Below are 25,470 nucleotides of genomic sequence, written 5' to 3' on the forward strand. Positions count from 1 at the left end.
GCGTCAGGCCTCGTCGAGCTTTTCCAACGCCTGGCGCGGGGAGAGTCTGTTACCGGTCCATAATACAAAGCGATGAGCGCCTGCACCGGCCGCCAACTCCATGAACAGTCGGCTCTCGACCTGACACAGGCCATCCTCGATCATATCCAGCGGATGAATCACCACCGCCGGGCTGCGACGGAACAGACCCGGGCGCTGGGCCTGACGAATCCCGGCACGCAGCTGGGTTTCCGCCGAGCTGAACTCACCGACCAGTAACCTGCGGGTAGTAAAAGGGTCTGCCGCGGTGACGACCGTTGATTTGCCAGTGCTGAGATTGTCTATCTCGAACTGATTGACGCCTACGCGCACGTAGAGCTTTTCTTCGAAGAAGGATTTAAGCATTCCATTTGCCTTGAATGCGCCATTTGGCGCGTCAGATAGAGTCCGGTCTATCCGGATGACAGCTCGATGATTCTCGGCGTCACCTGGGAGCCATCTATGATCAACTCACCGAGCGCAATCGGCAAGCTGAATCGGCGGCGTCCGGCGCTCCCTGGGTTGACGTAGATCACACCTTCTCGCTCGCGGATCAGTGGTTTATGCGAATGACCCGTTACAACCACGCCCACCTGCTCGGCAACCGGGTCGATATCCAGCTCGGCAATATCATGCACGGCGTAGATTCCCACCCCCTCGAACTGTAGCCTGAGGCTGTGCGGTAGCCGCTCGGCCCAGCCGTCGCGATCGTTGTTGCCTCGAACAACGCTCAGCGGAGCCAGTTCCGCCAGCCGCTCGAGGATCGATTCGTCGCCGATATCGCCGCCATGCAGGATGTGATCGCAGCCGCGCAGGCAATCAACCGCCTCCGGCCTCAACAGATTGTGAGTATCCGATATCAAACCGACCCGCAGCATAACCACTCCGATCGTTGCGTCGAAAGGCTTCGACCACGCCGCGGGCGCGCGATTCCGTCAGGCGTGACGCGGGGCAAACATGATGATCGCCATGCCCAGCAGGGCGACCGCTGAGCCGACGGCATCCCAGAGGGTCGGGCGGATGCCATCCACCAGCCCCAACCAGATCATGGCAACGCAGATATACACGCCGCCGTAGGCTGCATAGACGCGCCCGGCGGCGGTGGGGTGCAGCGAGAGCAGCCAGGCGAACAGCGCGAGACTCACGGCGCCCGGCACCAGCAGCCAGATCGACTTGCCCTCGCGGAGCCACAGGTAAGGCAGATAGCACCCGACGATCTCTGCCACTGCAGTAAGGAAAAACAGACTCAGGGTTTTCAGTTCGGGCATCGATGGTCTCGGCGGCAGCGGCTGAATGAACGCGAGTATAACCCCCCTTCTGGCGGAAGCCGGACGGACGAGTCCAACGCGTGCCGCAAACCGCGAACCGCCGCTTGCAACACCGAGCATCGCAGCATGTTCGTCGATCCGAGCTGTGAGGTCGGCGGCCTCCCTCAGCGAAACCTGCCGCCCGGCACGGCAAAGAACCGCGCCTGCCCCCGGTGCAGCACCACGGGAACCTGCGTCGCGTAGATCGGGTTTTCCGGGCCCGCGTAGATATAGGCCCAGTCTGGCAATTCAGCACTGATTCGCTGATAGAACGCATTGTGATCGAAGCCCGGGACAGGCTGCTTTTCCATCCGCCACTGGGCGCCACGACCGACTTCCAGATACTGCGAGGTGACCTGGCTGAAGGTGATCGCCACCGCCTTGGTCTGCAGGTAGGATTCCGCTTCGCCATGTTCGGCGACCGAAGGCGTCGGCACCCGCTGCATGGCCGCCGCCTCGCTCAGAGCCGGATTCTCCTGGCTGGTGAATCCGCCTTCGAGCACGCATGACCAGTCGCTGCACAGCGGGCCGTTTACACGCAGGGCGCGATGGGTCGTCTCGATACCCTCAGCCGAGGTATTAACCCACTCGAACGGCTCGGTTTCATGACCATCGGGCAATGCCCGGGCGGCCGCCTGCTCGAGCACTTCGGACCACTTGAGCCGTGCGGCCGTTTCGTCTGCCGCCTGGCTGGCTGGCAACCAGGCGATAAAGCGCAGATCCGTGCGCAGCGGCAGCGTCGGATCTGTGCGCCCCTTGAATGACATGAACGCGGCCTGCACCGGGTAGGTGACCGGTTCGGCGCGACCCGCGTTGGCCGGAGCCAGCTCCTCTATCAGGGCTGCCTGGGCTGCGGCCACCACTGCAGCCCGGTTATCCATCATGGCTTTCGGGATCGCCAGATCGGCCAGCCCGTCAGCCTGGCCCGCCGCCTGCATGACACGCATGGCCTCCGATGGGCGACTTGTACCAGGCGATTGCAGACGCTCGATAACCGAGCAGCCTCCCAGCGCAACCATCAGCGATCCGAGAACAACAGCCTTGTACATTGGTATCTCCAGAAAGCGCTCCGGCACAACGCCGGGCGCACGTGTATCGACCGAGCCTCGCGGTACTTGAGACAGCTCACCGCGCTAGCCGCAAGGCGGCTCAGCGGTGAACGAAGGCTAGAACGTCCGCTTTGCGTGAATCCATTCGATATTGCCGTATGGCTTCAGTCTGTTGAGCCTGGGCAGGAACAGCTGGCGCGGCCGTAAATCCTTGGCGACGTATTTCGCATAGGCCGCCCCGTAGAACAGGAATTCTGCCAGCGCATCCTGGCGAATGGCAGGGTCGCGCCAACCTTCCGGTCGAACGGTCAGTTCATCCGGAAATTTCTGGCCGGACCAGAGATTTACCAGCACAGCATAATGGCTGGAGGCATCACCGGAATACGCCTTGATCTGCCGCTCGAACATTTCGTTAGGCGGCAGGTCGCTGCCCGCCCTGGCCTTGATGTAGCAGTAGAGTAGCGTGCGATAGGCCGCGTAACCCGGATCGTCATCATCCGGCACGGCATGCTCCAGGATCTCGACGGCCTGTGCCCACGCGCCTTTTTCGATCAACGCGAACACCGCTGGCACTATGTCGTAGGCAGGCTCCATGCCTGCGGGCTTTGACTCTATGGCTTGCGGCGACAGCACGGCAGCCATCGCCGGGGCGAGTAAACGCAAGGTCTCATCGGTCCGCCCGAGGCTGTAAAGGATGCCAGCACGAGCGCGGATAGTTGGCCAGTCTTCAGGCGACAATGCCGAAGCCTGATCGATCACGCTAAGCGCCTGCTCTGAGCGACCGAGCGAATCCAGCGCCGCAGCCTCCAGCCGCAAGGCCAGCACTTGCCCTTCTTCGCTGCGCGCCGAATCCCCGAACTTTCGGGCCACGTTCAGCTGCCCCTCGTGATACGCCTGCAAAGGATTAAGCCTGGCTTCGCTCGTTGCCGGTTTACCAGCGCAACCCGTGAGCACGATCAGGGCAGAAGCGGTGAGCACGACGAGCACAGTGGAGATGGTTGTATGCACGGAATAGGTATCCTTACCTGAGGTGGTCAACGAGGGCTGCAACAATAACGGGCCAGTGATGGGATTGGCCAGCGCGAGCATACCCTGACGCGCAGCCAGAGGCTGTGCGTCAAGGTATGTCAGATCCTGCTTACTGCGAGGTAACTGCGAACCGCGGCTGCGCGGCGGCTGCAGGCATACCGGTTTTGGTACGAATATCGGCTACGCAATAATCGATGGAACCGGCGAGGGCAGCGCGGAGCCCGGTCCCGTCTTCCAGCGCTTCGTATGACGGCGCCGAATCCGTATCCGTGTATTCCGGCATGTGCGTGCACACGCCTTCACTTACCACCTTGCTGGTCTTGGCATCGATCAGCCGGGCGTGGGCCGCATAGATGACCTTGTAGTTGTTCCAGTCAGACGGAAAGTAGATCGACCGCCAGCCAACGGTTTTCACGTCGAGGATGAAATCGTGATCGCCGTACGCCTTGACGATGTCGCCGACGCTGCTCTTGTGCATGACCAGATTGGCCGGCTCGCTGATCGTGACGTTATGCTGCCCCCTCAACCCTTCGCCCAGTCGCTGAGCGATCGTCAGCGCAGGGTCGGCAATCTTCTGGTTGCGAATAATGGCATTACCGTTGGAAACGGCTGTTGCGTAGCCGATCATTCCGAACTGCACGTTGACCGCCGTTTGCGCGGCAAAGTCTGGCAGATCTGCATAGCGTGCCACGGCGACTGACTTATCCTTGAGCGCCAGTGAATCATCCGCCGTCAGCCCTTTGGTTTGCACCCCCGAGCAGCCAGAGATGACTGCCGCGACGATCCCTAACCCCACTACCTGCAACATCCCTTTCATTGCACTCTCCACGTTTACTCGTACCGCTGCGGCATCCGCCACAACGAATTTGCTCCGATCATCCTTGTAACCACCCGGCCGCTGCACATCGAATGATGACGTTGCGCAGCGCATCACCAGGCGGGGAAGAATCGTTCCAAGGCTTCATAGCCTCGCAAGAGGCCTATCGCCTTGGAGCGAGCGAACTTTAGGCCGGTCGTCGGCGGGTTAACGGCGCATGGTTGCCCAGGCCCGCTGAACGAGCAGAGCAATACCCACACAGCAAAAAAAGGGGACAGATTGATCTAGCCCCTGTCCCTGTCCGTGAAACCGGAGTCAGTTCAATCTGTCCCCTTTTTTCTGAAAGTTCGCCCGAAAATCTGGATTGATGACTGCTATTCACCAACCCATAAGAGCCCAACGAAGCAGAGCAAAGCAACCGCTGCCACCGTTCGGCGTTCAAAATTTGAAGCTTTTTTTGAAACAGCGGCGAGTCCAATAAAAATATCTTTGCCGGCGACATAACTATATATCGCGCTTCCGGACATTATCTGCAACACCATGACCAATACCATGGTGTTGCGTTCATCCCATGAGAGCAACAGATTCGTGATAGCGGCAACTCCGAGAATCGCCCATACCATATGTCGGTGGCGAAAAAGCCAGTGTTCTAAATTCATCGCCTTTACTCTCGACCCACTTCCACAAGTTTCTGCCATCCACCCGCAAGGTCGATAGCGCTGCTGAGCTTTGTCGCTTGGCTTGGAGTAAGGCCGCGAGCCACAGCGTAACGGTTGAAGCCCTCTGCAAGCACCGCCGCCCCAACTGCCCCTGCGGAATCCCCTTTCAGATACGCCGCTACGATTCCTAACCCGGTTGAGCCGACCGCTAAGCTTGAAGGCCCGACGATAGCCGAAGCCGCGAAAGCTTTGCCAAGCTTATCTGCCGTTTGCGCGTCGACAGCTTGTATCCAGCGTTTCGTAGCGGGATCGGAGAAATCGATATTCGCCCCAACCGCTAAACATTCGGCATCTCCGCAAGAGCGAAACCGCGGGGAGTGGGACGTTCCTTCGATCACTACAGACACCCGGTAGCCGCCGTCTTCGTCCAATACGTAACCCGTCAGCCGGTCACGTGGCGCATCGCCTCCTCTGGGAATCCCAGAGTACCTAGGGTCAGGTGTATAGCCGAATTCAACGGAAGGCGTCCATGCATAGGTATCAGTGTGCTCTTTGATATAGGCGATGACGTCGCGATTCGCATCTCCGAAAAGCTGGACATATTTGTCGCCGATTGGGCGCCAATTTCCGTCGAAGTCATATATTCCGTCTTCTGCGGCCAGCATATCAGTAGAAGCATTGATGTCGGTCCCATTGATGGCAGCAATTCGAAGCTGGTCTTCGATTTGCTCAACCGTGAAGCGTCCCTCACTTCTTTCCGCGAGCTTTCGTGCAAGCGCTTTTTCTTCAAAGTGCAACTGCCGATTATAAGCCGTAGCATTCTTTGCAAGGTCCGCACCATGATGCACGTCGCCGCCCGTTACGCCAGCAGCAACGGTACCAACAATCTGAGAAGCAGCCTGCTCCAGTCCGTTATTCAGCTCGACGTAGCGCGAAAGCTTTTCGACAAGTGCTTCATTCGCCCCAGCAGCCAAAGCCCCGGTCGCGAAATCCTGTCCCATCGCCTTACTGATCAGCCCCCCTGTCAGGGCGTGTAACGCCGTTTTCTCCAAGCCACCTTCGGCGAAGTTTTGCGAGCGAGCCACATCGCCCACTGCATTGAAGGCAATGGCCTGCGCCAAGTGGTAAACCTGTGCGGTCAGCGCAGCTTCAAGGTTCTCGCTGAAGCTGCCACCGTTGATGAGCGTCTGGCTCCCCGCCTGGATGGCGCCCTGAGCGGCGAGGTGCGAGCCGAACTTCGCAGCGCCGCCGATGGTGCCAATCTTGAAGCCTTTAGTGGTGTGGTTGATAAAGTCGGTTTCCACACCGAACGCTTGATCCAGGTAGCCCGCCGTTACACCTGCCGTCAATGCCGAAGTCGCATAACCCTTGATCGCGTCGCTCGAAGTAACGTCCTTGAATACCGCGCCTAGGTCGCCTCGGTTATTGATAAAGCTGACGCTCGCGGTGGTGGCCGCGCCGCTTGCTGCTGCACCGGCCGCTGCTCCCATGCCGCCGCCTCCAGCCATACCCGAAACCGCAGGCCCAACAATCGCCGCGACAGCAATCGCAATCACCAACTGCGCCCCAACCCCCAACCCCGAATGGCTGTACTCGAACGAGTCGTGTACTTCCTTCACGGTCTGCCAATCCACGTCGCCGCGTGCTTCCATCTCCTTAAGCCAGGCCAGATCCGGATCGGCCTGGACCATGGCGTCGATGGTCCGGCTGACGGTGTTCTGGTCGATTTCCTTGATGTCGATCTGCACGCCTTCGGCAGCGCGGATGGCGAGGTTACCCTGGGCGATGAGCTGGCTCTGGCGCAGGGTTTCGTCGGTGGTGCCCTTGCCCTTGGCCGAATTCCAGGCCCAGTCGCTCTTGCTCTTCTCGTGGCTTTCCTGGTGCAGGTCTTTTACCGCTTCGAAGGTGACCGTGCCGCCGCTGTCCAGCGTGATATCGGCACCGCTTTCCAGCCGCGCGCCCTGGTAGCGCTGGCTGCCTTCGCTGATCAGCGTGACATCGCTGCCCGCTGAAATGCTGCTGCCCACGCTGCGCACGTCAGTGACTTCGTCGCGCCGGGTTTCCTTGCGGCCCCAGGAGCCTTTGGATTGTTTGTCGTACAGCGAATAGTGCAGGTCATCCGCGGCCAGCAAGTTCAGATCGCCGCCGGCGTAAACGTAGGCTTCGTCGCCTGCGCTGATGTGACTGGCGACCAGGTTGGTGTCGCCACCGGAGACGGCAACCACGCTGCCGCCGGCCTTGATCTCAGCCGCCTGCTGGACGATGTCGGTGCGTACGGCATCGATCTTCTTGCCGCCACCATCGCGGTGATACTCGAAGTGCGATTCGTTGGCCGCAGCGGCGAGGGTCAGGTCGCCACCCGCCTGGAGCAGCACGTCACCCCCTGCCTCGACCTTGCTGCCGACCACTGCCAGGTCACGCCCGGTCTGAAGCGAAGCATTACCCCCAACCTGCAGCTCACCGGCGTGCTGGGTGATGATCTGCTGATCGAGCGTTGACCGGCGGTCACGCAGCCGGGTGGCTTCTTCAGTGCGCTGGCTGGCTATCAGCAGATCCCGCCCGGCGCTCAGTTCGGCGTTGCCGCCGGCGCTCATGGCACCGCCGATATTGAGCAGGTCCCGCCCGGCGTTGAGCGCCAGATCACCACTGGCTTCGATCCGCGCGCTGCTGTCGAGGAAGTCCTGACGGTGCATGGCACGCTCGCCGCGCTCACTCTGATGGGTGGCAACGCTGCGCTCGTTGATGATATCGCCGGTGAGCGCCGTGGCGGATACCTCACGCCCGGCGATGATGCCGCCGGCACTGTTGCGAATGCTGTCCAGCGCCAGCAGCTGCACCCGTTCATGGGCTTGGAGCAGGCCCCGGTTGTCGAGGTTCTGAGCGCTGGCCGCCAGATCGCGCGAGGCGCGCAGCGTGCCCTGGTTACGCAGTTCGCCGCCGCTGATGAGCGCTACGTCGCGCCCCTGAATCAGCGCGCCGTTTGGCGCCAGGCGCCCTTCGGCCTGGGCCAGGTACAACACCGGCACCAGCACCCGCTGGCCCATGACCTCACGCTCTTCCATCCAGACGATGTCGTGCGTAAGCGCGGCGACCTGTTCAGCGGTCAGTGCCACGCCCAGGCTTAGCTGCAGGCTGTCCTTGCTGGCGATGGCGTTGTCCATCAGGTAGCGGTACATGGCTTCGTCGCTGGTCATGCCGGCGAGAAAGCGTTGGCCGGTGCGCGCGACGATGGCCTCACGCACCAGACGCTGTTCGTACAGGCCATCGCCCAGGCGCATGAGCGTGTCGTCGGGGTTGCCGCCCAGGCGCGCGAGCATGTAGTCCGAGCCGAGGAACTGACGCAGATCGGTCAGCGCTGGGTTGGTCTCGATCAGGTAGCGCTGGGCCGGCGCCGTGTTGCCAGGCGTGACGATCGCGCCCTGATTCGGCACTGCGCCAGGCTGATTCGGGGCCTGGCCTGACTGACCACTGAGACGAAACAGGCCGTTCTCGCCCTGCGGCAGGCTGAAGCCGGGCAGGCTTAGCGGGTCGACCTGCTGTTGCTGAAGATCCGGCGGCAAGTGCGGGTTGAGAACGACATAGGTAGCCTGACCCGTACCGGGATTGGTGCTTTGCGTGCGGTTACCGCCAGAGGTGTAAGCGAAGCCGGGGCGGATGACGCTGTTATCGATGCGCTCGGCGGCGTTGATGGTGACATCGCCGGCAGCCTGGATGGTGGCGTGGTAGTCGACCCGGTTGGTGTAAACCGGCTCCCTGATCCCTTCGTCGAGACTGATGTGACGGAAGAAATAGTCGATATCCGCAGTAATGTCATTCGGGGCATAGGTCGGACTATCTATCCAATTGCGGTCATTGAATTCGTTGGACTCGGCCCGTCTCGCGTCGACATATCGTTGGTAGACGCGATAAGCACTGAGTTTACGCACAGTGGTGACATCGCCGGTCTGGGCTCCCTTGTTCAGGAGCGTACCGGTGTCGATGCGAAGATTCGCGCCAGAGGCTAGCAGGCTGTACCGGTTTTCCAGCACATCGCTATGCAAACGCATGGATTGGCCGGCCAGAAGCTGCGCCTGCGGGCTAACACGGGTCGCCGAGGTACGATCGACTTCTTCCAGGTCGAAGTAAGAGCTTTCCTTGGTGCCGCCACAGTCACCACACCCCAGGTAGATCAACCGTGCCGAGACCTTCTCGGTCACGATATCCAGCGTTTCACGAGCGTTTTCCAGGAAGCTCGCCGCTATGGACAGGTTCCCCTGACTCTCGACCGTTCCGGACAGGTTGCTGAAGCGGCCGGCAAGCGCGCCTGCATCGTTGGCTGCGAAGGAAAGGTCGCCGAGGCTGTAGATATCGCCGCGCAGGTTGGTCAGCGCGTTACCACGCAGGTGCATATCGCTGCCACTGAACAGCAGACCACCCTGGTTCAGTAGAGAGGCAGCCTGCAGGCGTACATCCTCCCCTGCGCCCAGCGTGCCGTAGTTGTACAGCGAACCCGTCGTGAGGCTCAGGTCCTGCCCGGCCGTCAGGCGGCCATGGTTGGTGAGCGCATGGGTGATGCTGACAGTTGCGTTGCCACCGGCACCCGTGCGGCCGGCACTGGCAAGGTCCACCGTGTGGGCCGCAAAGCTCATGTCACCGAGGCTGGAGAGCGTTCCGGTGCCGTTATAGGTACCGGTCAAGCGCAGATCGAGCGTGCCATCGCTGGTCAGCAAGCCGTGGTTGGTCCAGTGCCCACCGGTTGCTACGAGTGAATCGCTAGCGATGATGCGGCCAGTCTGATTCTGCGTGAACCGGCCCACGTTCAGCGTGAGGTTCGCCGCCTGGAGCAGGCCTTCGTGAATCCATTCGGCGGCGTCTAGCGTGAGATCGCCGTGGGTGATCAGGCTGCCTCCGGCCTGAGTAACAGTCTGGCTAGCTACGTCCAGGCGGCCGGTACCGACGTGCCTGGCGGTGCCACCGGCGTTAAGCAACCCACCGAGATTGAGCCGCAAGTCCGTGTTGGCGCTTTCGATGGTGCCGCTGCGGTTATCCAGCGTAGAGCGGGTGATAATCGAGGTGGTGCCAGTCTGACCGAGCGCGCGCAGGCTGCCGTTACGGTTGTCCAGCGTTCCGGTATTCAACACCAGGTGCGAGTCGCTTTCGATCAAGCCGTTTACGTTGAGCAGATCGCTTGCGGACAACTCGATGTATTGCGCGCCGATGCGGCCGAGGTTGTTATCAAGTAGGGTGCTATCAAGAGCCAGATTGCCGCTTGCCAACAGATTGCCTTGGCGATTGGTCAGGCTGCCTGCCTGAATGCTCGCATCGCCGGCCAGCGCAGTAATGCGACCCTGACTGTTATCCACGACACCCGCATTGAGGTTAACCGACTCGGCCTGCAGCACGCCCGCGATGTTGCTCACCGCGCCGCTGATGCGTGCAGTCAACCATCCAGAGGCCGCACTCAAGAGCCCGTTGTTGCTGTTGTTCAGTTGTGCCGCGTTTACCTCGAGGTCGCCTTGGGCGATTAGCTGCCCACCACGGTTGTCGAGAGCTCCGGCCGTGTTGACGACCACGTCGCTGGCGGCCTGGACGGTCCCTGCGCCGTTACGGACCTCGCCAGCGTCCAGCGTCACAGTTGCATTGCGGCTTAGTAGCAATCCGGTACCGCTGTTGTCGAGGGTGCCGCTCATATTGACGGCGAAAGCGTCAGTGGCGACGATCGATCCGCCCATATTCAGCAGGTCGACGCCAAAGAGATTCAGCAGCTGATTGCTGGCCAGGTAGCCGTTGCTGTTGTCGATTCGCGTCGCTTCGATTCGTAACGGCCCGGCTGCCGTAAGCTGGCCAGCATTATTGAACAGTGCATTGGTCAGTCTGACCGTCAGTGTGCCGCCGCTGGCCAGTTGCCCGGTACGGTTATCGAGGCTGGCTGCCGTTAGCGCGAACGGGCCGGCACTCTGCATCTGCCCGTCCTGGTTGATCAGCTCTGAGGCGTCGATGGTCAGACCAGAGCCTGCACTGATCACCCCGACGGAGTTGTCCAGCGTCTGCTGCGCAACAATGCTCAGGTTACTCTGGCTGGACAGGATGCCGCCCGCGCCGTTATCGATCGAGCCGACCTGTAGCTGCTGCGCACCCGCGCTGACGACAGCCCCTTCGCTATGGTTATCCAGTTTGCCGGACAGCGTGACAGACACCGCCCCCTCGCGGCTGGACAGTGTTCCTTGGCTGCTGTTGTCCAGATTGTCGCCAACGAGAGCGATCCCGGCCATGCCGGAGATGAGCCCGGCGCGGTTGTCGAGTTGGCTAACCTGCGCATCAAGTGAGGTACCAGCGATCACGCGGCCCTCACCGTTGTTCATCTGACCGGCGATTAACGCCAGGCTCTGTTGGCTGGAGATTTCGCCGTTCTGGTTGGTAATGGTTGCGGACTCGACGCGTGCTGCTCCGGCGCTTGCGACCCACCCGTTCGTGCTGTTGTCCAGCGCGCCAGCGGAAAGCTGCATCTCACCCATGGCGATAATATCGCCGCCGCGGTTATCCAGCGTGTTGGCCACGTTGAGCTTGGCAGTCTGGCCGCTGTGCATCACGCCCTGCTGGTTGTCGAGCTGGCTGGCTCGTACCGCAAGCTGGGTGTCGGCCAATACACGGCCGTCAGCATTGAGCAGCGCTGCGGCTGAAATCTGCAGGTCGTCGGCGGCAACCGTACCCTGGCGGTTGTCCAGTGTTCCACTAGCCTGGATAGCCGCCGAACCGCTCGCCAGCAAACTGCCTTCGTTCACTAGATTGTTGGCGGAGACGTTGAGATCCGAGCTGAAATTGCTGGTGCCACCGGCAGCGACACCCGCTTCGATGACGCCTCGGTTGACTACGGTATCGGCAGCGAGCTGAACCGCTCCCGCGGCAGCCAGGCTGTCGTGTACGGTCAGGGCTTCCCTGGCCTTTACGGACGCCTGACCCTCCGCATAGGTATCGGCAGTCAGATCGACCTGATTGGCGGCGATGCGTACATCCCCCGCCGCCGCCGTACGCGCCATGCTCAGATTGCCGTTGGCGTCGATATGAATATCACCAGCATGTGCTGCCATGTCGCCAGCCAGCCGCACGCCGACGCCCTGCTCGGTACCGATCAGCTGAATGGCGCCGGCGTACATACCGCCCAGCGCGGAGCTGTCGAGTGCCAGGGCGGGCTTGTCACTGCCGTCATCGGCCTTGGCGGTGGCAGCCAGTGAATCCGCATCGACCTGGTTGCGGCCGGTGACGATGTTCAGCTGGTTGGCGTGCAGGTTGGCGTTGATCTGCGCGCTGCGGGTGATCAGATCGAAGCGGTCGACATTGCTGGCGTTGAGGCCGGCGCCTTCGATGCGAATCGCCCCGCCGTCGACGTCGAACTGGCGAAGTGCACCCTGCTCGATGATCGGCTTGCCGGTACTCAGGGTGACGCGCGGGGTATTGATGAAACCGCAGCCATCACAGGTGATGCCGTGGGGGTTGGCGACGATCACCCCGGCGCGCTGGCCCGCCACCTCGGTATAGCCGCGCAGATTACTCGGGTTGGCGCCGGTAACCTCGTTGAGAATCAGCCCGGCTGCGCCGCCGGACAGGTTCGGGTTACCCAGAATGATGCCGCCCAGCTGGGTGCTGTTGGTCGCACCCGTGGCATTGTTCAGGATCAGCCCCTGCTGGCCCACGTTGTATTCATTGAAGCGGTTGTGCGATAGCCCCGCAGAGCTCGGGGTGGCAATGTTGACCACCGGCACGCCATTGCCCGCCTGACCCAGGCTGGCGTTGCCGCCGGCGGCTGCGTCCAGGGCAAGGTCGGCGCCCATGGCGACGACCGGATTGATGAACAACACGCCGACTAGAATGGCGGCGACGTTCTGGAACAGAGGGCTGCGGGTATCCATGGTATTCATCCCTGAAACAACTGATCAGAAAAACAGATCGATACGGAAATAGGTCGGGTTCTCGTCGCGGGGTAACGCGTCCGGGCGCACCAGCGATTGGGCAAAGGTCACGCTTGCGGCGATGTGCTTGCCGCGCAACGACAGCTCCAGCGCGTTGCCGCTGAGCCGGCCGCTCTGCCCCGGGTTGTACTCGTCGGACCGAATCGCGCCCAGGTCGTAGCCCAGGGCTACGCCGTACTCGCTGACCCAGGGGGTGAGCGGCGCGAAGGTCACGGCTTGCCGCCAGCGAAGGTTGTTGCGCCAGTAAAAGCCGCTGTCACCGGCGAGCGATTGCTCCTTGAAACCCCGCACCGACGCCAGCCCACCCAGGCTCATCCGCTGGGGGCCGAAGAGTACGTCTTCACTACGTTGGCCGTAGATCAGACTTTCGACGCTGAAGCTCTCGTCCCATAGGCGCAGCGGCTGAAGGTAGCTGAGGGTGAGCGTGTACTTGTTGTAGTTGGCGACCGGCTGGCTGCCCCGTGGGCGACCATTGCTCTGCGCATCGAATGCGCCGATGCCATGCTGCCAGCCGATATCGCCATTGACGAAAGCCCCGCCAATACGCCGGCCGTGATTGACACCCAGCTGCAGTTCGCTCAGCCGGTGGCTGGAGGAGTCGAGCAGAGAGTTTTCGATGTAGTTACGCGTGCGCAGGTGCGCCAGGCCGACCGCAGCGCCGGTTTTGCCAACGCTGTCGCGATGCAGGGTGCGCTCCAGCGTCAGTTGGTGCCGCTTGCTCTCGCCGTCGGAGGTGAAATCGAAGTTAGCGGCCTGGTTGAGGGTTCGGTAATAGCTCTGGCTATAGGCGTAGCTCGCCGTCCACCAGCCGTAGGGCACGCTATAGAACAGGCTCTGGTTGGAAGAGTGCCGCCAGTGGTCGCTGACCGCATCGCCACCGGTACGCAGCCGCAACTGGTCGGCCAGTCCAAGGGGGCTATCCCAGGCCAGCGCGGCCTCCCATTGCTGCTCGCCGGTGCCGAGTTGGCCATCGTTGTGTCGGCCAAGCGCAACCTGCCAGGGTTTGCTGCGCAGCCCCTTGAGCTGAACGCGGCTGCCGCCCATCTGCTCGCCCGGTAACAGCTCGATCTGCACCTGTCGCGAAGGAAGCCGACCCAGCTGGTCGATCATCTGCTCCAGTTCACGCAGGTTGAGGTGCTCGCCGACTGCGCCCGGGAAGGCCATGGCCATTTCGCGATCCGACGCCAGGCCAGCACCGTCGAACCCTTCCAGCCGCCCTTCGATGAGGATGACTTCAAGCTCACCATCGCTCATGTCCTGCTGGGGCAGATAGGCGCGCGCAGTCACAAAGCCGCGATCAAGATAGCGGGCGGTGATGTGTTTGAGCAGGTCATTCAGGCCGGTCGCGCCGAGGCACTGGCCCTGGTACGGCTCGATCAGGTCTTGTTGGGTTGGTGCGTCGAGCAGGCTGACGCCCTGAAGACGAATACGATCGATCTGGAAGCAGCGATCGGGTTCGGCGCCCAGCGCAGGCTGGCGATCCGGCGTGCTGCCGGGCAGCGATTGCAGCTCCTGCAGCCGTTGTTGCTGCTCGCGCAGGAGCTGCTCCTGGCGATCACGAATCAGGTTGATATCGCCCGGCGTGGCCTGGGCAAGAACGATCGGACACCACAGCACTACAGCCAGCGCAGTCATTGCGCTCAATGCAATCCGCATTACAACACCTTCCCTGGTAACAGCTAGACATTCACCGGGCGGATTATTGCCAGACTGATGTCGCTGAGCCATGCAAGAAAGATGGAATGGGGAAAGGCGTCACGAAGATGGCATAAAGATGGCCACCCACAGACCAATGGTCAGGTGACCGCTTGAACGACCGTCTATTCCGTGCATGACCAAGCGGTCACGGTTTGGAAAGCTAATCGATGGGTGTGGTACGTGAGGCGCGCTGCCGGTAATAGGCGCGCAGATCGTGTTGGTAGAGCGCATAGGTGTCTTCAGGCACCCAGGGCCGGTACAGTGCCAAAAAGGTCTCCGGGTCGCTGGCCAGCTCCCGGATGACCCGGTCGAGTTCACCGGCGACGCGCTTGCCCCAGGGTGTGCGGGAGCAGTAGATCCCCGCGTCGATCAGGGCGCCATGCCCCTTGATCGGCACACCCCTCAACGCTTCACCATTGCGCAGGCGCTTGTTCACCGTGTTGATCAGGATGGAAAACTCGAACGCGTAATCGATCCGCTCCAGGCTGACCATCCGCAACAGATTTTCGCCGCTGGGGGTGCCAGTGGCCCGCTCGATTCGGTCGTCTCGCCGGGCCTGCTCCAGCCAGCTGGAGATCACTGGCGGGTAGGTACGAAAGCCGGAATATCCACCGCGCAGATCGTCCCGCTCGGCGAGCGCCGCGAGGGAAATCGCGCCGTCCTCGATGGGGAAATCCGCCGCTGCGCTGCGCCGAATCACCATCTGGATCGGGGTGCTGGCCATGAAAGGGATGAAGTAGGCGTACTCGTCGGTATCCGCGCGGCGGAACAGCGGGGTGGAACAGAAGTCCTGGCCTTGCTGCATCTCCTGCTGCTGGCGGAAGCGGTTGCCCAGCCGGTACTGTGCTTCGAACGCCGGCAGCTTCGACATCACCAGCCGCAGCATGTCCATGGTTGCGCCATCGGTAGGCTGACCGTCACGTACGTTGACCACGCCTGGCAGCGGCCATACGGTCCAGTTCAGGGGCTCTCGAGCGGTAGCTTCCGGGCTGGCAGTTTCAGCGACGCTCGGGACAACGGGAATCAAACCGCAGAGGATGCCCAGGCACCAGCGGCGCAGGGACTTGCGATTGATTTGAATACCGGTCATTCCGACTCCTGTTAAGCGGACTGCTCAAACAAGCAAAAACCCGCCAGGTCGCCCGGGCGGGTTTTTGCAGGTCAGCGCACGCTTAGTTCTTGCTGGCGCGCTTGCGCTCGTTTTCGTTGAGCACTTTCTTGCGCAAGCGGATCGACTTGGGCGTCACTTCTACCAGCTCGTCGTCATCGATGAACTCGAGGGCCTGTTCAAGGGTGAACTTGACCGGCGGTACCAGCTGGATGGTTTCATCCTTGCCGGAGGCGCGCATGTTGTCGAGCTTCTTGCCCTTGGTGGGGTTGATCACCAGGTCATTGTCGCGGCTGTGGATACCGGCCAGCTGGCCTTCATAGATTTCCTGGCCGGGCTCGAGGAACAGCTTGCCGCGGTCCTGCAGGGTTTCCAGCGAGTAGGTCAGCGCCTTGCCGGTCGCCATCGAGACCAGTACGCCGTTCTGGCGCTGGCCCACTTCACCGGCCTTGATCGGCCCGTAGTGGCTGAAGGTGCTGGTCATGATGCCGGAGCCGGAGGTCATGGTCAGGAACGAGTTACGGAAGCCGATCAGGCCACGCGCCGGGATTGTGTACTCAAGACGTACACGGCCCTTGCCATCCGGAACCATGTTCGACAGATCGCCCTTGCGCAGACCCATCTGCTCCATGATCGGGCCCTGATGAGCCTCTTCGATGTCGATGGTGACGTTTTCGTAGGGCTCCTGCTTCTCGCCGTTGACTTCCTTGATGACCACTTCCGGACGGGAAATGCCCAGCTCGAAGCCTTCACGACGCATGGTTTCGATCAGAACCGACAGGTGCAGTTCGCCACGACCGGAGACTTTGAACTTGTCAGCGCTGTCGCCCTCTTCAACACGCAGGGCAACGTTGTGCAGCAGTTCCTTTTCCAGACGCTCCTTGATGTTGCGGCTGGTGACGAACTTGCCTTCCTTGCCGGCAAACGGCGAATCGTTGACCTGGAAGGTCATGCTCACGGTGGGCTCATCGACGGTCAGCGGGGTCATGGCTTCGACGTTCTGCGGGTCGCACAGGGTGTCGGAGATGAACAGCGGATCGAAACCGCTGATGCAGACGATATCGCCAGCCTGAGCGTCAGCGACTTCAACGCGCTGCAGGCCGTGGTGACCCATGATCTTGAGGATACGACCATTGCGCTTCTTGCCTTCGGCGTCGATGGCGATGACCGGGCTGTTGGCCTTGATCTTGCCGCGACGGATGCGGCCGATGCCGATCACGCCGAGGAAGCTGTTGTAGTCCAGCGCGGAGATCTGCATCTGGAAAGGGCCGTCCAGATCGACCTCCGGAGTCGGTACGCGGTCAACGATGGTCTGGAACAGCGGCACCAGATCTTCTGCCATGTCTTCCGGATCAAGGCCGGCGATGCCGTTGATGGCCGAGGCGTAGACGAAGGGGAAGTCGAGCTGCTCTTCCGAGGCGCCGAGGCTGTCGAACAGGTCGAACACCTGATCGATGACCCAATCCGGACGTGCGCCCGGACGGTCGATCTTGTTCACCACCACGATCGGGCGCAGACCGGCCTGGAAGGCCTTCTGAGTCACGAAGCGGGTCTGCGGCATCGGGCCGTCGACCGCGTCGACCAGCAGCAGTACGGAGTCGACCATGCTCATCACACGCTCTACCTCGCCACCGAAGTCGGCGTGGCCGGGGGTGTCGACGATATTGATGTGGTAGCCGTTCCAGTTGATGGCGGTGTTCTTCGCCAGAATGGTAATACCGCGCTCTTTTTCCTGATCGTTGGAGTCCATGATGCGCTCGGAATCGAGCTCCTTGCGATCGAGCGTGCCGGACTGGCGCAGCAATGCATCAACCAGCGTGGTCTTGCCGTGGTCAACGTGGGCGATGATGGCGATGTTGCGGAGATTCTCGATCACTATGGACTTCCTGGTGGCGCGGCGAGGCCGGCTAGATAAAAATGAGGGGGCATTATACAGAGGTCAGTGTGACAGCACAGGGTTTTTCGCCGGACGGGCGACGGAGGGGCTTCGCAAAGCTGCAAGCTGCAAGCTGCAAGCTGCAAGCTGCAAGCTGCAAGCTGCAAGCTGCAAGCTAGTGTGCGGCTGGACAGCATGGCGTCAAGCATTGACGAGCGCTATTCCTGAGCACCTTGGCCGCGGCCCGCACGGACAAGCTTACCGCTTGAAGCTTGAAGCTCACCGCTGTTCTCCGGCCGCTACCTCGGCCGGAGAACCCTGACATGGCCATGCCCGGCATCGGCCAGGGTCTGGGCGTGCATCTGGCTCATGATGCCCTTCTGGCAATACAGCAGATAGTTGCGCGCCGGGTCCAGCTCCTTGAAGCGGGTCGACAGCTCATAGAACGGAATCGCCTTGACCTCCACTCCCTCGATGGCAAAAGGGGCCTGCTCCTGCTCGTCCGGATGGCGAATATCGATGACGATCTGGCCGGTCAGCGCTTCATCTACCAACTCGACATCACTGATGCCCTCCATGGGTTGGTCCAGCTCCTGACACTCGTGATAGCCGGCCGCAGCAATCGCGGCATCGAGTATCTGCAAGTCGAAGTTGGCCTCGGCCGCCTCGACCTGGTTTGGCGTGGTGCGGATTGCCGGATTGACCGAGATGATGCCGCAATACTCCGGCATGCTGCTGGCAAAGCCTTCCGTGCCGATCGCTCGTGCGGTGCTGATGATATCGGTCTTGCTGGTCGTGATCAGCGGGCGCAGCACGAGGAGATCGCTGGCCTCGTCGATCACCCGCAGATTCGGCAGCGTCTGACTGGCGACCTGAGCAATCGCCTCGCCGGTTACCAGTGCATCAAGCCCCAGCCGCCAGGCGACCCGGTTGGCTGCGCGCAGCATCATGCGCTTGAGCACCACCCCCATCAGCGGGTTATCGATGTTCTTCAGCAGTTCACCGACCACCCCTTCGAACGGCACGCTGATAAAACGCAATCGATGGCTGCTGGCGTAGCGCTCCCACATGTAATGCGCGACCTGCCGGACGCCGAGCTCATGGGCGCGACCACCCATGTTGAAGAATATGAAATGAGGCAGCAGGCCCCGCTGTAGCATCGAGTACGCTGCCACGGTGGAATCGAAGCCCCCGGACAGCAGGCACAGCACCGGTTCCTGGGTGCCGAGCGGAAACCCGCCCATGCCCTTGTGCCGCGCCTGGATCAACAGCACGCGCTGATCGCGCAATTCGACGTCGACCCACACTTCGGGGTTCTTCAACGATACGCCGGCAGCGCCGCAGCGCTCGACCAACGCAGAGCCGAGGAACGCCGCGGCTTCCGGTGAGCTGAATGGATGCGTGCCCACGCGCTTGCAGCGGACGGCGAAGACCTTGCCGCGGATCTGATCGCCGACGTTCGCCACGCAGAGATCGGCAAGCTGCTCGAGCGACTCGAGCTGATAATCGTGCACTTCCACGAAGTGCGCGATGCCGGGTGTATTGCGCAGCCGCTCGATGCAACGCTTCTGCACCGCGGGGTCGGTACCCAGGCTCACTTCGAGAAAGTCCCAGTTGCCGCTGACGCGTGCTTCAGGGTCGATGGCCTTGAGAACCGTCTTCAGATTCCCCTTGAGCTGCTGGATGAAGCGCTTGCGTACAGGGCGCGTCTTGATGGTGATTTCGGGGAAAAATTTTATGATGAGTTTCATTTGCTGATGTAAGGTGCGCAAAAGCGGCGCATTATACGCCGGCTGACGCTGGTCGGCGAAACCTTGCACACTGCGCCAGTGCACTATAGTTGTGCATGCCAGCCCTGTAGCGCACCCATAGAGTGCACAACAATGGTGCGCAGCACTGCGAAAACACGCGCGATGGCTGTAAGGCGGGCCTTTCAGAGCATGCTCCGAAATGGCACATCTTTTGCTCTGTTGTAAGGCAAGCGGATCAACGGTAAGTCCCGCTCAAAATTTGAGGCGCCGGGCCAGAAGCCCGGCATATGATTCCTGTTGGAGGAAAACATGTCGAAAGCGATTCAACTGATCAAAGAGTTCGAAGTGAAGTGGGTTGACCTGCGCTTTACCGATACCAAAGGTAAGCAGCAGCACGTCACCATGCCGGCTCGCGACGTCAACGACGACTTCTTCGAAGAAGGCAAGATGTTCGACGGTTCTTCTATCGCAGGCTGGAAGGGCATCGAAGCTTCCGACATGATTCTCATGCCCGACGACAGCACTTCCGTTCTTGATCCGTTCACCGAAGAGCCGACGCTGATCATCGTTTGCGACATCATCGAACCGTCGACCATGCAGGGTTACGACCGTGACCCGCGCGGCATCGCTCATCGCGCCGAAGAGTATCTGAAGTCCACCGGTATCGGTGACACCGTATTCGTGGGTCCGGAGCCCGAATTCTTCGTCTTCGACGAAGTGAAATTCAAGTCCGACATCTCCGGCTCCATGTTCAAGATCTTCTCCGAGCAGGCTTCCTGGAACACCGACGCCGACATCGAAACCGGTAACAAGGGTCACCGTCCGGGCGTCAAGGGCGGCTACTTCCCGGTTCCGCCGGTCGATCACGACCACGAAATCCGTACCGCCATGTGCAACGCCCTGGAAGAAATGGGTCTGCAGGTGGAAGTTCACCACCACGAAGTGGCGACTGCCGGCCAGAACGAAATCGGTGTGCTGTTCAACACCCTGACCAAGAAGGCTGACGAAGTGCAGACGCTGAAGTACTGCGTGCACAACGTTGCTGACGCCTACGGCAAGACCGCCACCTTCATGCCCAAGCCGCTGTATGGCGACAACGGTTCCGGTATGCACGTGCACATGTCCATCTCCAAGGATGGCAAGAACACCTTCGCTGGCGAAGGCTACTCCGGCCTGTCCGACACCGCCCTGTACTTCATCGGCGGCATCATCAAGCACGGCAAGGCACTGAACGGCTTCACCAACCCGTCGACCAACTCCTACAAGCGTCTGGTTCCCGGTTTCGAAGCGCCGGTCATGCTGGCGTACTCTGCGCGTAACCGTTCGGCCTCGATCCGTATTCCGTACGTTTCCAGCCCGAAGGCGCGCCGTATCGAAGCCCGCTTCCCGGATCCGGCTGCCAACCCCTACCTGTGCTTCGCTGCACTGCTGATGGCTGGCCTGGACGGCATCCAGAACAAGATTCACCCTGGCGATGCGGCTGACAAGAACCTGTATGACCTGCCGCCGGAAGAAGCGGACAAGATCCCTCAGGTTTGCGGCAGCCTGAAGGAAGCCCTGGAATCGCTGGACGCCGATCGCGGCTTCCTGACCAAGGGCGGCGTATTCACCGACGAGTTCATCGACGCCTACATCGAGCTGAAGGCGGCCGAAGAAATCAAGGTGCGCACCTTCGTTCACCCGCTGGAATACGACCTGTACTACAGCGTCTGAACCTGGTTCTGCCACTGCAGTCGAAAAAGGGTGCCCTTCGGGCGCCCTTTTTTTTCGCCTGTCCGCCGGGCGCCGTCTTGCTCTTGCCAGTCTCGCGAGCCGATGCGACGCTTTACCCAACGTCAAAGGAGTGAAAGTAGATGCAGAACACAACCCTGTTTGCGGCCCTGTCGCTGGTGACCGCGATAGTCGCGTTGCCGGCGCAGGCCGAGGTCTACACCTGGACCGACGCCGATGGAAACCGCGTCTATTCGGATCAGCAGTCGCCGGATGGCAAAGGCCAGAGCGTCGAAGTACCGAAGGTGAACACCATCGAGCCGCCGCCAGAAATGCCGAGCCTGGAGCGTGACGAATCGCAGTCGGCCGATGGCGGCTCCGGCTCGCAGCAGGCCAATTATCGGCGCCTGGCGATTACCAATCCGTCAGACGATCAGCCGGTGCGCGCCAACGATGGCAGCGTGGTGCTGACCGTCGAGACCGACCCGCCATTGAGCAGCCGTCATCTCCTGCGCGTGGAAATGGACGGAGAGCCCACGGATGTCAGCACGCCAGGCATCGGACAATCGACTTATCAGCTGGTGGTGCCAAATGTTGATCGCGGAAGCCACGCCGTTGCGGTTGCAGTGGTCAACGCTCGCGGTGAAACCCTGCAGCGAAGCGAGCCGGTCATACTGCATGTTCAACGCACCTCGCTAAACCAGCCCGGCCGGGGCGGTGCCAATCAGGCGCCAACCGCACCCGCGGCTCCTCGCGCACCCAATGTGCCCGCCCCGTCAGCGGCGGGCAGTGGCGCCGGCAGCGGCGGCTGAATTCGCTCCCTCAACCAACAAGCGCACCATTTAGGTGCGTTTTTTATTTTGGGGTGTCATTCTTTGTGCACGCGCTGCCAAGGATTCGAGCGCCCTCGATTGATCAGGCGGTGGGAGAGTAGCCGCTCTTCGCGCAAAGGACCCCGCTCCATCGCCCTGTCCTTCCCGCCTGTAAAGGCTCAGGGTCCTGTGACGGCTTCCCGAGCATGGACGTTGCGAGTTCGCGCGCGGGATCGCACAGAGCAATTACGCTTGCGCCCTGTATTGGTTCGCTTCTTGCATTTCCATGCTCACATTATGGATACCGATATGCTGCCCGACCGTTACCTCAGACAGATCCTCGACAATCTCACCACAGCCGTGATGCTGCTGGACGCCGAGTTGCGCCTGACCTACCTCAATCCTGCCGCTGAAATGTTGCTCGCGGTCAGCGGGCAACGCGTGCTGCGCCAACCGGTCGGGGAGCTGTTCAACGATACGAGCGCCGCCCTGGCGTCGCTGCTCGGCTCGCTGAAAACCGGTGACCCATTCACCAAACGCGAGGCGCAGCTGAACCTGGCCAACGGTCAGGCGTTGATGGTCGATTATTCGGTGACCCCGATCACTGCCGGTGAACGCGACTGGATACTGATGGAGCTGTACCCCCGCGACAGGTTGTTGCGCATCACCAAGGAAGAGGCGCAGCTCTCCAAACAGGAAGTGACCAAGGTTCTGGTGCGCGGGCTGGCTCACGAGATCAAGAATCCACTGGGCGGCATCCGCGGGGCGGCGCAGTTGCTGGCACGCGAGCTCCCGGAAGAGTCGCTGAAGGACTATACGGACGTGATCATCGCCGAAGCCGACCGACTGCGGAATCTGGTCGATCGCATGCTCGGGCCCTACCGACCACCGAACCTGCAACCGCTCAACGTTCACGAGATCACCGAGCGGGTGATCAGCCTGTTGCAGGCCGAGACCCAGGGCCGCCTTACCTTGCAGCGCGACTATGATCCGAGCATTCCCGACATCATGGGCGATCGCGAGCAGTTGATTCAGGCTGTGCTCAATATCGTACGCAACGCGATGCAGGCTATCGAGGCAGCGCAAGGCCTGGAGACAGGCGAAATCACGCTGGAAACCCGGGCCCTTCGCCAGTTCACCATCGGCCAGGTGCGCCACCGCCTGGTCTGCCGAATCCAGATCATCGATAACGGACCCGGCATACCCGACGACATCGTCGAAAGCATCTTCTATCCCATGGTCAGCGGCCGTGCCGAAGGCACCGGACTGGGGTTGTCCATCACGCAGAATATCGTCAGCCAGCATCAGGGCCTGATCGAATGCGAGAGCGCACCCGGCCGCACCCTGTTTACCCTGTTCCTGCCACTGGAACACAGCCCCGGAGAGTGAATCCATGAGCCGAGCCGAAAATGTCTGGATTGTCGATGATGACCGCTCCATCCGCTGGGTGCTGGAAAAGGCGCTGCAGCAGGAGGGGATGGAGCCGGTCTGCTTCGACAGTGCCGACAGCGCGCTGGCGCGGCTTTCACGGCAACACCCCGACGTACTGATCAGCGACATCCGCATGCCGGGCACCAGCGGGCTGGAAATGCTCGCGCAGATTCGCGATCAACACCCGCGCATGCCCGTGATCATCATGACCGCACACTCCGATTTGGACAGTGCCGTCGCGTCCTATCAGGGCGGTGCCTTCGAGTATCTTCCCAAGCCATTCGACGTTGACGAAGCGGTAGCCCTGGTACGTCGCGCCCTGGCACACAGCCGTGAGCAGGAAGGCCAGGAGCCGGAAACGGCGCAAACGCGGACCCCCGAGATCATTGGCGAGGCCCCGGCGATGCAGGAGGTGTTCCGCGCAATCGGCCGGCTCTCGCATTCGAACATTACCGTGCTGATCAACGGCGAATCAGGCACCGGCAAGGAGCTGGTGGCCCATGCCCTGCATCGGCACAGCCCAAGGGCGCGCAACCCGTTCATCGCCCTGAATATGGCGGCAATCCCCAAGGACCTGATGGAGTCGGAGCTGTTCGGCCACGAGAAAGGCGCCTTCACCGGCGCTGCCGTGCAGCGACGTGGTCGCTTCGAGCAGGCGGATGGCGGCACGCTGTTTCTCGATGAAATCGGCGACATGCCCGCTGAAACCCAGACCCGGCTGCTGCGTGTTCTCGCCGATGGCGAGTTCTACCGTGTCGGCGGGCATACCCCGATCAAGGTAGACGTTCGCATCATCGCGGCCACGCACCAGGACCTCGAAGGACTGGTACAAGCCGGCAAGTTCCGCGAGGATCTGTTCCACCGTTTGAATGTTATCCGCATACACATTCCCAAGCTGGCCGAACGCCGTGAGGACATTCCCGCCCTTGCGCAGCACTTCCTGGCCCGTGCTGCACAGGAGCTGGCAGTAGAACCCAAGGTGCTCAAGCAACAGACCCAGGACTACCTGCGTACGCTCCCCTGGCCGGGCAACGTGCGGCAGCTGGAAAACACCTGCCGCTGGATTACGGTCATGGCGTCGAGCCGTGAAGTACTCGTCGAGGATCTGCCCCCGGAACTGCTCACTCAGCACCAGGAAAGTGCACCCGACGGGCATTGGGAGCACAGTTTGCGCACGTGGGCCGATCAGGAACTGGCGCGCGGGGTGACCAATCTGCTCGATGTCGCGGTGCCAGCATTCGAGCGGATCATGATCGAAACCGCCCTCAAGCACACCGCCGGCCGACGCCGCGATGCCGCGCAGCTACTGGGCTGGGGCCGTAATACCCTGACCCGGAAGATCAAGGAGCTGGGGATGAATATCGACGGGCACGACGAGGACGAAAGCGAGTAAAGCTCGTCGTTCAGAGTATTGGCACGCTTGATGCTTTAACTACTACGGGTGTATTGGGGTGGCTCCGGTTCAGGCAGGCTGGAGTCGCCTTTTTTTTGCCCGCACTTTTCCTCTCCCTCGATTCGCCCTTAACTTCCGCTGTTCCCTTCCCGCAGGGTGCTCACCAGCCGTTCGCATCGTGGCAGGTCCACGAATGGTTGGGGTTGTCGCCGCGGCACCCGTCTGTACACTATCGCCGACCCAGCGTTCGGAAGCCCTCGCATGTTTCACATCGCCCTGCTCGAACCCGAGATACCGCCAAATACCGGCAACATCATCCGCCTGTGCGCCAACACCGGATGCCAGCTGCATCTGATCGAGCCTCTGGGTTTCGAGCTGGACGACAAGCGACTGCGCCGGGCGGGACTCGATTACCACGAGTTCGCCGCGGTGAATACCTACGCGACGCTCGAGGCGTGCCTGGCTGCCGTGTCGCCGCCGCGGGTGTTCGCGCTGAGCACCAAGGGCACCCGTGCGTTCACCGAGGTGCGCTATCAGCCCGGTGACCTTTTTCTTTTCGGTCCGGAGAGTCGCGGTCTGCCGGTCGAGGTACGCGAGAGTCTGCCGGCCGAGCAGGTGCTGCGCATCCCCATGCGACCGGACAGCCGCAGCCTGAACCTGTCGAACAGCGCAGCGGTGCTGATCTTTGAAGCGTGGCGCCAGCATGATTTTACAGGTGGCGGGTAGCCCCGCGAACCGTAGGCTCGTGTAAGTGCATCTGGGCGCGAATGGCGGCGTAAACCCTTCGCGGTCATGCCCGCTCCTACGGGAATGCGAATCCGCGGGGTTTGGCGGGGTTCTGTAGGAGCGCACCTGGGCAATGGCGG

At 61.4% G+C, this 25,470-nt stretch carries 17 protein-coding genes; 5 read left to right on the forward strand and 12 right to left on the reverse strand.

The window, feature by feature from the left end:
* Positions 1 to 3: 3 nt before the first annotated feature.
* The 12 genes from KEM63_RS15835 to thiI all read right to left on the reverse strand — a co-directional run bounded on the left by KEM63_RS15835 (position 4) and on the right by thiI (position 19,258).
* On the reverse strand, positions 4 to 384 hold the full coding sequence (locus KEM63_RS15835) for a hypothetical protein (RefSeq protein WP_223653335.1): 381 nt from the start codon (positions 382 to 384) through the stop codon (positions 4 to 6).
* Positions 385 to 431: 47 nt separating this feature from the next.
* A complete protein-coding gene (locus tag KEM63_RS15840; RefSeq protein WP_223653336.1) occupies positions 432 to 896 on the reverse strand; it encodes a metallophosphoesterase family protein in 465 nt (154 codons plus the stop codon).
* Between the two features lie 57 nt (positions 897 to 953).
* Positions 954 to 1,286 (reverse strand): YnfA family protein, encoded by a 333-nt coding sequence (locus KEM63_RS15845; RefSeq protein WP_223653337.1) that lies wholly within the window; start codon positions 1,284 to 1,286, stop codon positions 954 to 956.
* 164 nt (positions 1,287 to 1,450) lie between these two features.
* Entirely contained in the window at positions 1,451 to 2,374 is a 924-nt protein-coding gene (locus tag KEM63_RS15850; protein ID WP_223653338.1) for a hypothetical protein, read from the reverse strand.
* 117 nt (positions 2,375 to 2,491) lie between these two features.
* Positions 2,492 to 3,382, reverse strand: a complete 891-nt coding sequence (locus KEM63_RS15855; protein ID WP_223653339.1) for a hypothetical protein — start codon at positions 3,380 to 3,382, stop codon at positions 2,492 to 2,494.
* Between the two features lie 130 nt (positions 3,383 to 3,512).
* A complete protein-coding gene (locus tag KEM63_RS15860; protein WP_223653340.1) occupies positions 3,513 to 4,220 on the reverse strand; it encodes a hypothetical protein in 708 nt (235 codons plus the stop codon).
* Between the two features lie 374 nt (positions 4,221 to 4,594).
* Positions 4,595 to 4,879 (reverse strand): hypothetical protein, encoded by a 285-nt coding sequence (locus tag KEM63_RS15865; protein WP_223653341.1) that lies wholly within the window; start codon positions 4,877 to 4,879, stop codon positions 4,595 to 4,597.
* A 5-nt stretch (positions 4,880 to 4,884) separates the two neighbouring features.
* The gene (locus tag KEM63_RS15870; RefSeq protein WP_223653343.1) at positions 4,885 to 12,765 is read right to left on the reverse strand and encodes a two-partner secretion domain-containing protein; all 7,881 of its coding nucleotides are present in this window, start codon (positions 12,763 to 12,765) and stop codon (positions 4,885 to 4,887) included.
* Positions 12,766 to 12,789: 24 nt separating this feature from the next.
* Entirely contained in the window at positions 12,790 to 14,481 is a 1,692-nt protein-coding gene (locus KEM63_RS15875; RefSeq protein ID WP_423747817.1) for a ShlB/FhaC/HecB family hemolysin secretion/activation protein, read from the reverse strand.
* Positions 14,482 to 14,683: 202 nt separating this feature from the next.
* Positions 14,684 to 15,613 (reverse strand): hypothetical protein, encoded by a 930-nt coding sequence (locus tag KEM63_RS15880; RefSeq protein WP_223653352.1) that lies wholly within the window; start codon positions 15,611 to 15,613, stop codon positions 14,684 to 14,686.
* Positions 15,614 to 15,695: 82 nt separating this feature from the next.
* Positions 15,696 to 17,507 carry a translational GTPase TypA gene (gene typA, locus KEM63_RS15885; protein WP_223653354.1) on the reverse strand — a complete coding sequence of 604 codons (1,812 nt, stop codon included), beginning with the start codon at positions 17,505 to 17,507 and terminating at the stop codon, positions 15,696 to 15,698.
* A 299-nt stretch (positions 17,508 to 17,806) separates the two neighbouring features.
* Positions 17,807 to 19,258 carry a tRNA uracil 4-sulfurtransferase ThiI gene (thiI, locus tag KEM63_RS15890; RefSeq protein ID WP_223653364.1) on the reverse strand — a complete coding sequence of 484 codons (1,452 nt, stop codon included), beginning with the start codon at positions 19,256 to 19,258 and terminating at the stop codon, positions 17,807 to 17,809.
* A gap of 309 nt (positions 19,259 to 19,567) precedes the next feature.
* On the opposite strand from thiI, the gene glnA reads away from it, so the two are divergent.
* The 5 genes from glnA (at position 19,568) to trmL (ending at position 25,330) form a co-directional block, all read left to right on the forward strand.
* Positions 19,568 to 20,971, forward strand: coding sequence for a glutamate--ammonia ligase (gene glnA / locus KEM63_RS15895; RefSeq protein ID WP_223653366.1), 1,404 nt, complete (start codon positions 19,568 to 19,570; stop codon positions 20,969 to 20,971).
* A gap of 140 nt (positions 20,972 to 21,111) precedes the next feature.
* On the forward strand, positions 21,112 to 21,780 hold the full coding sequence (locus KEM63_RS15900) for a DUF4124 domain-containing protein (RefSeq protein ID WP_223653368.1): 669 nt from the start codon (positions 21,112 to 21,114) through the stop codon (positions 21,778 to 21,780).
* Positions 21,781 to 22,089: 309 nt separating this feature from the next.
* A complete protein-coding gene (glnL, locus tag KEM63_RS15905) occupies positions 22,090 to 23,169 on the forward strand; it encodes a nitrogen regulation protein NR(II) (protein WP_223653370.1) in 1,080 nt (359 codons plus the stop codon).
* Positions 23,170 to 23,173: 4 nt separating this feature from the next.
* A complete protein-coding gene (gene ntrC, locus KEM63_RS15910; protein ID WP_223653371.1) occupies positions 23,174 to 24,604 on the forward strand; it encodes a nitrogen regulation protein NR(I) in 1,431 nt (476 codons plus the stop codon).
* A 261-nt stretch (positions 24,605 to 24,865) separates the two neighbouring features.
* Entirely contained in the window at positions 24,866 to 25,330 is a 465-nt protein-coding gene (gene trmL / locus KEM63_RS15915) for a tRNA (uridine(34)/cytosine(34)/5-carboxymethylaminomethyluridine(34)-2'-O)-methyltransferase TrmL (RefSeq protein WP_223653373.1), read from the forward strand.
* Positions 25,331 to 25,470: the final 140 nt, after the last annotated feature.

Source organism: Halopseudomonas nanhaiensis (genome assembly GCF_020025155.1).
Classification (GTDB): Bacteria; Pseudomonadota; Gammaproteobacteria; order Pseudomonadales; family Pseudomonadaceae; genus Halopseudomonas; species Halopseudomonas nanhaiensis.

Coding starts and splice junctions, on each gene's coding strand:
- KEM63_RS15835 (WP_223653335.1), bottom strand. CDS start 384: ATGCTTAAATCCTTCTTCGAAGAAAAGCTCTACGTGCGCGTAGGCGTC.
- thiI (WP_223653364.1), bottom strand. CDS start 19,258: ATGAAACTCATCATAAAATTTTTCCCCGAAATCACCATCAAGACGCGC.
- glnL (WP_223653370.1), top strand. CDS start 22,090: ATGCTGCCCGACCGTTACCTCAGACAGATCCTCGACAATCTCACCACA.
- KEM63_RS15845 (WP_223653337.1), bottom strand. CDS start 1,286: ATGCCCGAACTGAAAACCCTGAGTCTGTTTTTCCTTACTGCAGTGGCA.
- glnA (WP_223653366.1), top strand. CDS start 19,568: ATGTCGAAAGCGATTCAACTGATCAAAGAGTTCGAAGTGAAGTGGGTT.
- KEM63_RS15850 (WP_223653338.1), bottom strand. CDS start 2,374: ATGTACAAGGCTGTTGTTCTCGGATCGCTGATGGTTGCGCTGGGAGGC.
- KEM63_RS15880 (WP_223653352.1), bottom strand. CDS start 15,613: ATGACCGGTATTCAAATCAATCGCAAGTCCCTGCGCCGCTGGTGCCTG.
- KEM63_RS15900 (WP_223653368.1), top strand. CDS start 21,112: ATGCAGAACACAACCCTGTTTGCGGCCCTGTCGCTGGTGACCGCGATA.
- KEM63_RS15840 (WP_223653336.1), bottom strand. CDS start 896: ATGCTGCGGGTCGGTTTGATATCGGATACTCACAATCTGTTGAGGCCG.
- KEM63_RS15870 (WP_223653343.1), bottom strand. CDS start 12,765: ATGGATACCCGCAGCCCTCTGTTCCAGAACGTCGCCGCCATTCTAGTC.
- trmL (WP_223653373.1), top strand. CDS start 24,866: ATGTTTCACATCGCCCTGCTCGAACCCGAGATACCGCCAAATACCGGC.
- KEM63_RS15865 (WP_223653341.1), bottom strand. CDS start 4,879: ATGAATTTAGAACACTGGCTTTTTCGCCACCGACATATGGTATGGGCG.
- ntrC (WP_223653371.1), top strand. CDS start 23,174: ATGAGCCGAGCCGAAAATGTCTGGATTGTCGATGATGACCGCTCCATC.
- KEM63_RS15860 (WP_223653340.1), bottom strand. CDS start 4,220: ATGAAAGGGATGTTGCAGGTAGTGGGGTTAGGGATCGTCGCGGCAGTC.
- KEM63_RS15875 (WP_423747817.1), bottom strand. CDS start 14,481: ATGCGGATTGCATTGAGCGCAATGACTGCGCTGGCTGTAGTGCTGTGG.